We start from the raw sequence: 13,495 nt of genomic DNA, 5'->3' as shown, positions 1-13,495 counted from the left end.
TTACAGCCCGCCAATGTGGAAGGCTTTGACTTCAAGGTATTCATCCAGGCCGTACTTGCTGCCTTCACGACCCAGGCCCGACTGCTTGATGCCGCCGAACGGGGCGACTTCCATGGAAATGATCCCGGTGTTGAGGCCGACCATGCCGAACTCCAGCGCTTCACCGAAACGCCATGAGCGGCGCAGGTCCTGAGTGAAATAGTAGGCGCCCAGGCCATAAGGTGTGGCATTGGCCAGCGCGAGTGCTTCGGCTTCGTCGGTAAAACGCATCAGCGGCGCCACCGGGCCGAAGGTTTCTTCGTTGGCCAGCAGCATGCCGGCGTGGGTATCGCCGAGTACCGTTGGCTGGACAAATTGACTGTCGCCGTCGGGAACACTGCCGCAGAGCAACCGCGCCCCCTGGCTCAGGGCATCGTCGATATGCCGGGCGACTTTGCTCACCGCCGCCGGATTGATCAGCGGGCCGATAGTGACGTCGGCGTCCAGACCGTTGCCGACCTTGAGCTTGCCCACCTCCTCCACCAGCCGCTGGGCGAAGCGCTCATAAATGCCGTCCTGCACCAGGATGCGGTTGGCACAGACGCAGGTCTGCCCGGCGTTGCGAAACTTGCTGAGCATGATGCCTGCCACCGCCTGCTCCAGGTCAGCATCGTCGAACACAATGAACGGTGCATTGCCGCCCAGCTCCAGGCTCAAACGCTTGATGTGCTCGGCACTCTGGCGCATCAGTAACCGACCCACCGCCGTCGAACCGGTGAAGGAAATCTTGCGTACGGTCGGGTTGCCGGTCAGCTCTTCGCCGATGCCGGCGGGCATTCCGGTCAGCACGTTGAACACTCCGGCCGGAATGCCGACGCGCTCGGCCAGCACTGCCAGAGCCAGCGCCGACAATGGCGTCAGGTCCGAGGGTTTGACGATGATCGGGCAACCCGCTGCCAAGGCTGGCGCGCACTTGCGGGTGATCATCGCGTTGGGAAAGTTCCACGGGGTGATCGCCGCACAGACACCCACCGGTTGCTTGAGGGTCAGCAGTCGGCGGTCGCCGCTGGGAGCCGGCATGGTTTCGCCGTAAACCCGGCGGGCTTCCTCGGCGAACCATTTGACGAAACCGGCGCCGTAGCGAATTTCGCCTTTGGCTTCGTTCAGTGGTTTGCCCTGTTCGCAGGTCATGATCAACGCGAGGTCGTCGAGGTTGTCGATCATCGCCTGATACCAGCGCTCCAGCAGCGCCGCGCGCTCGGCGGCCGGGCGCGCACGCCAGGCTGGCCAGGCTTTTTCGGCGGCGTCGATGGCGCGGCGGGTTTCCGTGCCTTGCATCGCCGGTACGCGGGCGAGGAACTGGCCGTTGGCCGGGTCGATGACGTCGAGCGTCGCGGCGTTGTCGGCGCCGATCCACTGCCCGTCAATGTAGGCGAGTTCTGCCAAAAGGCTTGGGTCTTTCAAACGATTCTTGAGCATGGTCGAGTCCTGATCCGAGACACTTGCCAGTCTAGGGAGGTGTCTCGCAAGAGGATGCTGAAAGCGCCTTGAGGGCAGCGTCGGATGCTGAAATTTGCGGTGGGACGGCAGGCTCTACCGAAGGAGTTCGAGGAGCTGACAGACAACCCGCATCCCTATGGCGAGGGGGCTTGTCGGAACGCCGCACCGCCCTGCTCGGCTGCGAAGCAGTCGTAAATCCGGTGGATGCGGTGTGCCTGTCGAAATGGGGTTGCAGGTTTTAGGGCCGCTTCGCGACCCAGCGGGGGCAAGCCCCCTCGCCACAGGGAATCGTATCGCCTGGGAACGATCATCACTGCTTCAGGGAACCGAGCAACCCCTCAAGAAACCGCTCCCCGGCCTCCATCTGGCTGATCTCGATAAACTCGTCCGGCTTGTGCGCCTGTTCGATCGAGCCCGGTCCGCAGACCACCACCGGCACATCCAGGCGCTGCTTGAACAAACCGCCTTCGGTGCCGAACGAGACTTTGGCGGTGCCGGTACCCGGTGCGGCGAAGTTCTTCAGAAAGCGCACTGCTTCGACACTCGGATGGGTATCGAGACCTGGATAGACATTGAGGGTTTCAATCTCGATGTCCGCCACGCTGGAGAGCTTTTTGGCCTCGCGCACGATCACTTCCGCACGCTCTTGCATCTGCGCCAGGAACTGATCCAGATCGTCTGCCGGCAGGTTGCGCACTTCGAAGTCGAGGGTGCAGAGGTTCGGCACGATGTTCAGCGCCTTGCCGCCGACAATCTGCCCGACATGCACCGTGCTGTAAGGCACGTCGTAGTCCGTATCCTGAGCGCCCTGCTCTTGCAATTGCTGTTGGCTCTGACGCAGCGCCGCGATGAAATCGCAGGCCACGTGGATCGCATTGACCGAGCGCGGTGCCAGCGATGAGTGCGCCTCCAGGCCTCGACAGTACGTGCGGTAAGAACCCTTGCCCTTGTGCCCGAGCACAAACTGCATGTTGGTCGGCTCGCCAATCAGGCACAGGAATGGCCGCACCGGCGCCAGGTGCAACACATCGAGCAAACGCCGGACGCCAACGCAGCCGGTCTCTTCGTCATGGGACAGCGCCAGTTGCAGTGGACGGCTCAACGAATGGTCGGCGGCGTCGAGCATGGCGTCGATGGCCAACGCGATAAAGCCCTTCATGTCGCAGCTGCCGCGCCCGTAAATCCGCCCCTCCTGCACCGTCGCCTGGAACGCCGGAACGGTCCAGGCCTGGCCCGCTGCCGGGACCACGTCGGTGTGCCCGGACAGCAGAATCCCCGGCAACTCCTTAGGGCCAGTGCTGGCGAACAGGTTGGCCTTCTTGCAGGTTTCATCCTTGACGATCAGCGACTCGATGCCCTTGCTCAGCAGCAGGTCGCGCACGTACTCGATCAAGGCCATATTCGACTCCGAAGACACGGTATCGAAGGCCATCAGGCGTTTGAGAATATCCAGTACACGGGGTTTCATGAGGCCTTGCTCCGTTGCTCGGCTGAAAGGGCGAACCGGCGAATGGAGAACGGCTCAATCGAAGTGTTGGTGCTGCCGGTGCTGATCAGTTCGGCCATCACGTCGCCGACGCCCGGGCCAAGCTGAAAGCCGTGACCGCAGAAGCCGAACGCGTAGAACAACCCGTCGACCGTACCGCTGCGGCCCATCACCGGCAGGGAGTCCGGCAAGTACCCTTCGATGCCGCTCCAGACGCGGATGATGTTCAGGTTGCCGACACCCGGCAGCAAGCGACGCATCTGCTGCATCTGGTTGAGGATGCTGCGCGGCTCGACCTGAGCCCGACGGGTGAGCATGTCCGGCTTGCTGCGGTAGCCACCGCCGATGACGATGTTGCCGCGCGGGATCTGCCGGAAGTAAATCACTTCCTCGGGAATCTTGGTGTACACGCCGATCACCGTCGGCAAGGCGTAGGGCACCGGCTCGGTCACGGCCATTTGCGGGCCGTGAGTGTCCAGCGGCACCGGTTCGCCGAACTGCGCCGACAGCTTCTGACCCCAGGCACCGGCGGTAATCAGCAACTGTTCGGCGCTGAACTGGCGTCCATCGGTGGTGGTGATGGTGAACTCGCCGCCAACCTTTTGCACTTCGGCGACTTCGGTCTGCTCTTCGATCCGTGCACCGAGGCGCCGTGCGGCGCGGGCAAACGCCGGGGCTGCCAGACGCGGGTTGGCGTGGCCGTCGTGCGGTGCGTAGGAGCCGCCCTTCACATCCGGCCCAAGAAACGGAAAACGCTGGTGCAACTCGGCACCGCGAAAGATTTTCAGGTCCAGTTGCACCGCCTCGGGAGCGGCGGCGTAGGCCTCCAGTTCGGCGATTTCGTCTTCGCGGTAGCACACGCGCATGTGACCGCTGGCGATGAACTCGAGGTCGTCGTCGATCAGCTCCGGCAGGCGTTTCCACAACGCCCAGGAACGATTGGCCAATTCCAGCTGACCGAGGAACCGCCCCTGGCGCCGGACGTTGCCGAAGTTCACGCCGCTGGCGTACTGACCGATCTGGTCGCGCTCCAGCAAGATCACCGACTGCCCGCGCTGGCGCAGGAAAAACGCCACTGCCGAGCCCATCAGGCCGCCCCCGACAATCACCACATCGGCTTTCTGTAGCGTCATGGCGACACCTCCTCGGTGAGCATCGAAAGCGGTTTGACCGGCGCCTGACCACGCTGGCGGCCGACCAGTTGTACGTTGACACCTGCCGCCGCGGCAATCACCTCGGCTCCCGCCTGGGAGCAATAACGGCCCTGACAGCGGCCCATGCCGACCCGGCTGAACGCCTTGGCCCGATTGACTTCACAGGCGCCCTTTTCGCTGACGGTGCGACGCAATTCGCCAGCGCTGATCATCTCGCAGCGGCAGACAATGGCCGAGTCGGGCAAGGCCTTGGCTTGCGCCGACGGCCAGGGAAACGCCTGGGCCAGGCCGAGACGAAACTGGTCCATCACCGCCAGGGCGCGGCGTTGTTCGTCGCGCAACCCGGCGTCCACCGGCTGGTGCAGATCCTCCAGCAGTGCCATGGCCACCAGGCGCCCGGCATGTTCGGCGGCGTCCGCACCACGAATTTTCGAACCATCCCCGGCGGCATACACGCCATTTACCGAGGTTCGGCCTTCTTCATCGGTGGCCAGCCACCATTGACTGGACGCCTCATCAAAGCGCAAACGGCAACCGGCCAGATCCGCCAGTTGGGTTTCCGGGCGCAAGTGATAACCCAGGGCCACGGCATCGCACTCCACCGTCAACGTCTCGCCTTCGGCGGTCCGCACCCGCACACCACTGACACCGTTCTGGGCATCGCCCAGCACTTGCAGCGGAGAAATCCCCAGGTGCACCGGGATCTTCGCCCGGTACAGCTGCGCCAACAGTTTCATCCCGGTGAACAGCAATCCGGGGCGCGCCAGCAGCTTCGGCAAAGCGCCGATGCGCTTGCTCGGCGGCGAAGTGTCGAGCACCGCCGCCACGTTGGCACCGGCCTTGAGGTATTGACTGGCGACCAGGTACAGCAACGGCCCGCTGCCCATGAACACCACACGATGACCGATGGACACCGCCTGGGATTTGAGCGCGATCTGCGCGCCGCCGAGGCTGTAGGTGCCCGCCAGTTGCCAGCCTTCGATCGGCATCAAGCGGTCCGTGGCGCCGGTGCAGAGGATCAGCGCGTCGTAATCAACCGTCGAGTGTGTGCCCTGACTGACGCAGCACAGTTGCCCCGGCGTGAGGTTCCACACCAGCGTGTCCGGGCGGTAATCGATCAACCCGCGCAAGCGGTCGAAGCTTTGATGCAAGTCTTTGGCCTTGGCCGCTTCGGTGCCGTACAACGTGGTGTAATCGCGGGTAAAACCTTGCGGTTGGCGCCGGTAGATCTGCCCGCCATCCCGGCGATTTTCATCGATCAGGATCGGCGTGCAGCCCGCCGCCAGCAAGGTTTCGGCGCAGCGAATACCGGCCGGCCCAGCGCCGACGATCACCACTCGATGAGTGCTCAGCCGTGCAGTGGCCATATCGCCTCCGGTTGTGTGGTGACGATATCCAGCCCTTCACGGACTTCGTTGGAACAGGCGCGCAGACGTTCGCCGCTGCGGGTCCAGACCCAGCAATCCTGACAGGCGCCCATCAGGCAAAAACCGGCCCGCCGGCCCGAATCGAACTCCGACTGACGCAGCGCCGAACCCTGGGTCAGCAACGCAACCATCAGCGTGTCGCCCTGCAACGCCTCGATGGGTGTGCCGTCCACCTTCAATTTGACGGTTGGCCGGCCCTGCTCGGCCAGCCTCACAAAACGCCCCTTCATGCATAGGCTCCCTGAATCATGCTGTTCAAATCCTGCTGGGTTTTCAGCAGCTCGGCACTGTCGTGATGGCAGAGGATTTCACTGCCACCGACAATCGTCCGGCGATTCGGCGCAGTGCGATTGCACAGACCGTCGACCCGCACCGGGCAGCGATTGAGGAACGTGCACAACTCCGGCACGTTGGCCTTTGCACCGATCGGCGGCAGCGTGCCGCAGGTGGTGCCGCAGTTTTCCAGCCAGCCCTGACGCAGCTCCGGCACCGAATGAATCAACAGGTCGGTGTAAGGATGGAACGGCGCCCGGGCAAACGACTGCCGACTGCCCTCCTGAACCTTGTAGCCGCTGTACATCACCACGATGTCGTCACACAGCGCGCGCACGGTGGAGATGTCGTGGCTGATGAACAGATACGACACTCCCAGCTCCTGACGCAGGTCGCGCAGCAGTTCAAGAATCGCCGCGCCGACCACCGTATCCAGCGCCGAGGTCACTTCATCGCACAGAATCAGGTCCGGCTTGGCCGCCAGTGCGCGGGCCAGGTTGACCCGTTGTTTTTGCCCGCCAGAGAGTTCATTCGGCCGACGTTCGGCCAGGCTCCGTGGCAAGCGCACCAGGTCCAGCAGTTCGCCGATGCGCTCGCGCAATGCGGCGCCCTTGAGGCCGAAATACATCTTCAGCGGCCGGCTCAGAATGGTGCTGATGCTGTGCATCGGATTGAGCGCGGTGTCGGCGTTCTGGAAGACCATTTGAATGCGCCTGAATTGTTCGTCGGTACGGTCGCAAAGGCTGCCGCCCAGTGGCTGACCATCAAAGGTCAGGCCACCCAACGCCGGCGTCAGCAACCCGGCCACCACCCGCGCCAGGGTCGATTTACCAGAGCCCGACTCACCGATCACGCCGATGGCCTGACCCCTGCGCACCGTCAGGTCGATGTCTTCCAGCACGCGAATCGACGGCATGCCTTGGGTGTTTTTGTTGCCGTAGCCAGCGGTCAAACCTTTGATGGTCAGCAGTGGCTGATCTTCGGCCACACCGCAGGGCGGGCGGATCGTCGTATCCGGGCGCGCCGCCGCCAGCAGGCTGCGCGTGTATTCATGGGCCGGGCCTTTGAGCAACGGCGCGGTGGCGCTCTGTTCGAAGATCTGACCGCCATTGAGCACGACGATCTGATCGGCCATTTGCGCCACCACGGCCAGGTCGTGGGACACGTAGACCGCCGTCGCTCCCCGTTCGCGCACCACTCGCTTGAAAGCGCGCAGCACGTCGATTTGAGTGGTCACGTCGAGGGCGGTGGTCGGCTCGTCGAGCACCACCAGCAGCGGATCGCTGATCAGCGCCATGGCCGCCATCACCCGCTGCAATTGCCCGCCAGACACTTGATGCGGATAGCGCTGGCCGATGTGTTCAGGGTCCGGCAGGGCCAGGTCGCGAAACAGCTCGATGGCTTTGGCTTCGAGCACGGTCCGGTTGCCCAGACCATGAATCAACGCGCCCTCCACCACTTGGTCGATGAGCTTTTTCGCCGGGTTGAACGCCGCCGCTGCGCTTTGCGCGATATACGACACACGGTTCCCCCGCAGGCCTTGCAGTTCGCGCTCGCTCAGCGCCAGCATGTCGTGTTCGCCGACTTGCACCACGCCGCCGGCCAATCGGCAACCGCGCCGGGCGTAACCGAGCAGTGCCAGGGCGATGGTGGTCTTGCCGGAGCCCGACTCACCGATCAGCGCCAGCACTTCGCCTTTTTCCAGGGAGAAACTCACGCCCTTGACGATTTCTACTTCGCCGCGTTCGCCACAGGCGACCACGCGCAGGTCCTGGACCCGAATCAATTCGCTCATCTCAATGCCCCCCCGTACGTCGACTACGCCGGGACGACAGTCTGTCGATGAACAGATTCACGCCAATGGTCAGGGTGCCAATCGCCAGCGCCGGAATCACGATGGCCGGCGCGCCCTGATTGAGGCCGCCAATGTTTTCGCGCACCAGCGACCCGAGGTCGGCATCTGGCGGTTGCACACCCAGGCCGAGGAAACTCATGCCGCTGAGCAACAACACAATGAAACCGAAGCGCAGCCCGAGGTCGGTCAGGACCGGGTTGAGCATGTTCGGCAGGATTTCCACACAGGCGATATACAGCCGGCGTTCGCCACGGGTTCGGGCCACTTGCACGTACTCCAGCGCTTCGATGTTGACCGCCATACTGCGGGCAATGCGGAACGCGCCGGGGGTGAAACTCAGCACCGCGGTGCAGATCAGCAACGTCACCGAAGAACCGAAGGCCGAGACCATGATCAGCGCCAGCATCTTGCTCGGGATCGAAATAAACGCGTCCATCAAGCGGCTGATGATTTCATCCAGCCATTTCGGCGAGACCACCGACAACAGTGCACAACTGGTGCCCAGACCGCTGGCCAGCACGGCGGCAACCAGCGCCAGGCCGACCGTAAAACGGGCACCGACGAGGATTCGGCTGAGCATGTCGCGGCCCAGGTAATCGGTGCCTAAGGGGTACGCGGCACTCAGGCTGTCGAAGACATTGTCAGAGACCACTTCACCGACCGGGTGCGGCGCCAGCCACGGGCCGAAGACCGCCACCAGCAACCAGATAAAACACATCGCAGCCCCGACCAGACCCAGCCAGGATGGCCCGTTTGACACCTTGCCAACCGACAGGTCGGGGGTCACAGGCATCGATTTCACAATGAGCTTGTTCATTGGTTTCTCAGCCTTGGATTGGAAAGAATCGCGCACAGGTCGGCAATCAGCACCAACCCCAGGTACGCCGTACAAAACAGCATGGTGCAGGCCTGGACCAGCGCCATGTCACGGTTGGTCACCGCATCGACCATCAGGCTGGCGATGCCGGGATAGTTGAAGATCGTCTCGACGATCACCACCCCGCCCAGCAGGTAGGACAGACTCAAGGCGATGGCATTGGCAATCGGCCCGATGGCATTGGGCAAGGCATGGCGCAGGACAATCCGCACCGGGCTCACGCCTTTGAGCCGGGCCATTTCCACATAAGGGCTATCGAGTTGATCGATCACCGCCGCCCGGGTCATGCGCGCCATTTGCGCAACGATCACGCAGCAGAGCGTCATCACCGGCAAGGCGTAGGTGCGCAGAAATTGCAGCGGTGAGGTGATGTCGCTGGCATAGGACAGCGCCGATAGCCAACCCAGGTTCACCGCAAAAATCAGCACCGCCAGCGTTGCCACCAAAAACTCCGGTACAGCGACCATCGCCAGGGTGACAAAGCTGAGGAAGCTGTCGACGCGCCCGCCCCGGCCCATGGCCGAACCGATGCCCAGAATCAGCGCCACCGGCACTGACACCAGCGCCGTGGCGGCCGCCAGCATCAGCGTGTTGGGCACCCGACCGGCCATCAAGTCGCTGACCGGCATGGCGTTGGAGACCGACAGGCCCATGTCGCCGCTGAGCAAACTCATCAACCAGTGCAGGTAACGCAACACACCGGGCTGATCGAGCCCCAGTTTCAGCCGCAGTGCCGCCACCTGTTCCGGCGTGGCGAACTGCCCGAGGGCCTGTTGTGCCGCGTCCCCCGGCAATACCGCCGTGATGGCGAAAACCACCATGGACACGATCAACAAGGTCACGATCGCGGCGCCCATACGCCGGCCGATCAACCACAGTGTGTTGCTATTCATCGCCCTGTTCTCCTGCAATGTTGCTACGGCACAAACCTCATCGGCCCATCAAGCATCCAGCCAGACCTGCTCGGCGAACATGTAGCCCATGAAGCCGCCCAACGGGTTGCTGCCATAGCCTTTGACGCGCTGGTCGACGCCGTCGATGTTGCTGATGAACACCGGGATGCCGATACCGCAGTGGTCATGCGCCAGGGTCTGCATGTCCGCGTACATCTTGCTGCGCTTGGCGTCGTCGGTTTCCGCGCGGGCGAGCATCAGCAACTGGTCGAACTGGTCGTTCTTCCAGCCGGATTCGTTCCACGGTGCGCTCGACTGGAAGAACTGCGAAAACATCACGTCGGCGTTCGGCCGCGGGTTGATGTTGCCGAAGCTCAACGGGTGCTTCATCCAGTGGTTGGACCAGTAGCCGTCGCTGGGCAGGCGGTTGACGTCGAGCTTGAGCCCGGCCTGTTTCGCCGATTGCTGCAACAGCACCGCGATGTCCACCGAACCGGTCGCGGCAGGTGACGCGACCAGCGGCATGTTGATGCTGTCCATGCCGGCCTTCTTCAGCAGGAACCTGGCTTTCTCCGGGTCGTAGACGGTCTGCGGCAGGTCAGCGTTGTAGTAACGCGAGCCGGGGGCAATCGGATGGTCGTTACCGACCACCGCAAAACCACGGAACACCGCGGACTTGATCTGCTCGCGGTCCATCAGGTGTTTCATGGCCTGGGTGAATTCCGCGCTTTTGCCGGGCATCTGATCCTGACGGATGATCAAGTCGGTGTAGTTGCCCGAGGGTGCATCGACGACGCGGTGACCGGCGCTGGCCTTGATTCGCGTGGTGGAGCGCGGGTTGACCTCGTTGATCATGTGCACGTCGCCCGACAGCAGCGCGTTGACCCGCGATGGCTCGTCGGCAATGGCGATGAACTCGATCTCGTCCAGGTAAGGCAGGCCCGGTTTCCAGTAGCCGGTATTGCGCGCAGCAATCGAACGCACGCCCGGTTTGAACTCCTTGACCTTGAACGGTCCGGTACCGATGCCCTGATTGAAGTCGGTGGTGCCTTCGGGAACGATCAGCAGGTGCGACACGGCGAGGATCGACGGCAGTTCGGCGTTCGGCGCGCTCAGGCGGATCTGCACCTCATTGGGGCCAGTGGCCTTGATTTCGGCGAACTGCTCCATCAGCGGCATGACCTTGGAACCGGTCAGCGGGTCCTTGTGCCGCGACAGCGAGAACACCACGTCGGCGGCGCTCAGGGTTTTGCCGTTGTGGAAGGTCACGTCCTTGCGCAAGGTAATGGTCCACAGCGTCGCATCGGTGTTGTCGATGCGCTCGGCCAGCTCCAGTTGCGGCACCAGATGGCTGTCGAAACGGGTCAGGCCGTTGTAGAACATATAGTGGCGTGCGTAGTCGGTGGACAGCGCACCTTTGGCCGGGTCCAGGGTATCGGCGGTGGAGCTGGACATGCCGGCGACGCGAATCCGCCCGCCCGGCTTGCCTTTGCCGGGGCTTGCGGCTTCGTCGGCAAACAGTTTTCCGGCGGCGCCGAACAGGCTGCCGGCGCCCGCTGCAGCCACCCCGGCGACACCAAGCAATTGCAACGCGTTGCGGCGCGACATGCCGCGATTAAGGCCTTCGAAGACTCTCAGGCTTTCCTGGCCGGAGATCAGTTTGGAGTCGATCTTGTCATCATTCATTTAAGCTGTACCTGTCTATAAACAGAAGGTTCGAGTGCTCGCGGTTATCCGCGGCGTCCTGGAAACGCAAACGACGGTGAAGCCACAACATCAACTCAATGCAAATAGTCCTGGAACCGGTAATAAGCGCCCACCAGCGGCAGGAACCATGGTTTGCCGAAGTGCCCGGGAATCGCCGGCCAGTCGAGTTCGCGCCAGGGATTGGCCTCGACCTTGCCGGCCATCACTTCGGCCATCACCTGGCCCATGTGCACCGACATCTGCACCCCATGGCCGCTGTAGCCCATGGAGTGATAAACCCCGCCGTGCTGGCCGGCACGGGGCAACCGGTCGGAGGTCATGTCCACCAGCCCGCCCCAGCAGTAATCGATCTTCACCTTGGCCAATGCCGGAAACATCTGCACCATCGCCGCCCGCAGCACCTTGCCGCTCTTGGCGTCGGAGACACTGTCGGACATGGCAAACCGCGCACGGCCGCCAAACAGCAGGCGGTTGTCCGGGGTCAGGCGAAAGTAGTTACCAATCATGCGGCTGGTGACATAGGCTCGCCGACCGGGCAGCAATTGGTCGATCAGGCTCTGGGGAAGGACCTCGGTGGCGATCACGAAACTGCCCACCGGCACGATCCGCCGCCGATACCAGCCCAACCCGCCGTGCTGACAGGCGCCGGTCGCCAGCAGCACTTGCCCGGCGTGCAGCGAACCCTTGGCGGTGTTGACCCGATAGCCGCCGGCCTGGGCTTTCCAGTCCGTCACCGGCGTGTCTTGATAGATCAACGCACCGTGCCGTGCCGCCGCTTCGGCCAGACCGACGCCGAAGCGCCCGACATGCATCTGCACGCCGTTGCGCTGCAGCAAGCCACCGTGGAACTGGGCCGAGTCGACTTCAGCGCGGATCTGTTCGGCGGTCAGCAACTCGACATCGGCATCGACCTCCCGGTGAATCAACTCGCAAGTCCGCGCCAGGCCCTCGTAGTGCATCGGCTTGGCGGCCAGCTTGAGCTTGCCGTTACGCTTGAGGTCGCAGGCGATCTGCTCCTGCTCCACCAGCGAAACCACGCTGTGCACGGCACTCTCGTAAGCCTTGTAATAGGCCCGTGCCTTGTCCGCGCCGAGGCTGGCGCTCAGGCCGGCGTAATCCTGGGCCACGCCGGTATTGCACTGACCGCCGTTACGACCCGAGGCTTCGCCGATCACCCTGCCGGCCTCCAGCACCACCACACTGGAGCCCTTCAAGGCCAGCGCCCGAGCCGCCGCCAGGCCGGTGAAACCACCCCCGACGATGACCACGTCGACCTGCCCGGGCAATGCGCCGGGCTGAGCACCGGTGAACGCCGGTGCGGTGTCGAGCCAGTAGGATTCACTGCCCATGTCTAACCCGCCTCTACCAAAAAGACTGCCGTGAGAATGCCGTTGCCGTGACGACTCAGAGACCGACCAGCGCGGCCAGCCCGCCGATGTCGGTGATCTGCCGGTACTCGTAGAAAGCATTGGCCGGGACTTCGTGACCACGGGCGACGAAGGCCTTGTTCTTGATCTTCATGTCGTGAGCCGGCATCAGGTCGTAACGGAAGCTCGACGACACATGCAAGATGTCTTCCGGGCCGCAATTGAGGTTGTCGAGCATGTACTCGAACGCGGCCAGGCGTGGTTTGTAGGCTTGTGCCTGCTCGGCGGTAAAAACTTTGTGAAACGGTGCGCCGAGCTTATCGACGTTGGACATGATCTGGCTGTTGCTGGCGTTGGAGAAAATCACCAGCGGGATCTTGTCGGCGATTTTCGACAGGCCGGCCGGTACGTCCGGGTGCGGGCCCCAGGTCGGCACAGCGTCGTAATACAACTGACCTTCGTCACGGTATTCAATGCCCCAACGCTTGCAGGTCCGCGCCAGCGCGGTCTTGAGGATTTCGTCATACGGCCTCCAGTCACCCATGACCTGGTCCAGGCGATAGGCCGAGAAGTCCTTGACGAACTGCTCCATCTGCTCGGGCACCACGCGATCGGCGAACAGCTCGCGAGTCATCGTACCCATGTGGAAATTGGTCAGCGTACCGTAGCAGTCGAACGTAATGAATTTGGGGCGAAGAAAGCTCATTGAGTGCGGTCCTGAAGTTCGTTGAGGTCATGGCGTGACAAGCATTCGCTCCGTTCCGGGAGCCGTGATGCAACGCTGCAGCACACCGTCATTACACCACCGTGAAATCAGCAGATGGCGTTAAAAGCGACCTCTGCTCGATACAAACCACCGTTTTAGCGCCCCCCCTCAGCAGACTTTGCGGGTCGCTCCAGCCTTGGGCAAACCCCGTATTCATGCGCCCTTATGGGCCTTTATAACGCCGCAAGGCTTACGCGCAAACGGATTTACC

11 protein-coding genes are annotated in these 13,495 nt (G+C 62.9%); all 11 read right to left on the bottom strand.

The annotated features are described in order from the left end of the window. The 11 genes from HK44_RS00840 to HK44_RS00790 all read right to left on the bottom strand — a co-directional run bounded on the left by HK44_RS00840 (window position 1) and on the right by HK44_RS00790 (window position 13,224). On the bottom strand, window positions 1-1,458 hold the full coding sequence (locus HK44_RS00840) for an NAD-dependent succinate-semialdehyde dehydrogenase (protein WP_019689742.1): 1,458 nt from the start codon (window positions 1,456-1,458) through the stop codon (window positions 1-3). A 331-nt stretch (window positions 1,459-1,789) separates the two neighbouring features. Beyond that, window positions 1,790-2,947, bottom strand: coding sequence for an acetylornithine deacetylase (gene argE, locus HK44_RS00835; RefSeq protein ID WP_019689741.1), 1,158 nt, complete (start codon window positions 2,945-2,947; stop codon window positions 1,790-1,792). Next, window positions 2,944-4,098, bottom strand: a complete 1,155-nt coding sequence (locus HK44_RS00830; protein ID WP_019689740.1) for an NAD(P)/FAD-dependent oxidoreductase — start codon at window positions 4,096-4,098, stop codon at window positions 2,944-2,946. Before HK44_RS00830 ends, argE begins: the two co-directional genes overlap by 4 nt. Beyond that, entirely contained in the window at window positions 4,095-5,486 is a 1,392-nt protein-coding gene (locus HK44_RS00825) for an NAD(P)/FAD-dependent oxidoreductase (protein WP_019689739.1), read from the bottom strand. Before HK44_RS00825 ends, HK44_RS00830 begins: the two co-directional genes overlap by 4 nt. Further along, a complete protein-coding gene (locus HK44_RS00820; RefSeq protein WP_019689738.1) occupies window positions 5,468-5,776 on the bottom strand; it encodes a (2Fe-2S)-binding protein in 309 nt (102 codons plus the stop codon). Before HK44_RS00820 ends, HK44_RS00825 begins: the two co-directional genes overlap by 19 nt. After that, window positions 5,773-7,614, bottom strand: a complete 1,842-nt coding sequence (locus tag HK44_RS00815) for an ABC transporter ATP-binding protein (RefSeq protein WP_019689737.1) — start codon at window positions 7,612-7,614, stop codon at window positions 5,773-5,775. Before HK44_RS00815 ends, HK44_RS00820 begins: the two co-directional genes overlap by 4 nt. Before the next feature lies 1 nt (window position 7,615). Further along, complete coding sequence (locus HK44_RS00810) at window positions 7,616-8,491, bottom strand: ABC transporter permease (protein ID WP_019689736.1); 876 nt, start codon at window positions 8,489-8,491, stop codon at window positions 7,616-7,618. After that, complete coding sequence (locus HK44_RS00805; RefSeq protein ID WP_019689735.1) at window positions 8,488-9,444, bottom strand: ABC transporter permease; 957 nt, start codon at window positions 9,442-9,444, stop codon at window positions 8,488-8,490. The genes HK44_RS00810 and HK44_RS00805 overlap by 4 nt, the downstream gene beginning before the upstream one ends. A gap of 48 nt (window positions 9,445-9,492) precedes the next feature. Beyond that, window positions 9,493-11,130, bottom strand: a complete 1,638-nt coding sequence (locus HK44_RS00800) for an ABC transporter substrate-binding protein (protein WP_019689734.1) — start codon at window positions 11,128-11,130, stop codon at window positions 9,493-9,495. A 95-nt stretch (window positions 11,131-11,225) separates the two neighbouring features. Further along, window positions 11,226-12,500: an NAD(P)/FAD-dependent oxidoreductase gene (locus tag HK44_RS00795; protein WP_019689733.1), complete on the bottom strand. Its 1,275-nt coding sequence runs from the start codon at window positions 12,498-12,500 to the stop codon at window positions 11,226-11,228. 55 nt (window positions 12,501-12,555) lie between these two features. Next, on the bottom strand, window positions 12,556-13,224 hold the full coding sequence (locus HK44_RS00790) for a haloacid dehalogenase type II (RefSeq protein ID WP_019689732.1): 669 nt from the start codon (window positions 13,222-13,224) through the stop codon (window positions 12,556-12,558). Between the last annotated feature and the right edge of the window lie 271 nt (window positions 13,225-13,495).

Origin of the sequence: Pseudomonas fluorescens HK44, assembly GCF_000217955.3 — a bacterium.
Taxonomy (GTDB): domain Bacteria; phylum Pseudomonadota; class Gammaproteobacteria; order Pseudomonadales; family Pseudomonadaceae; genus Aquipseudomonas; species Aquipseudomonas fluorescens_AQ.
The sequence above is the reverse complement of the archived record's forward strand: the minus strand, read 5'-3'. Positions and strand labels throughout refer to the sequence as shown.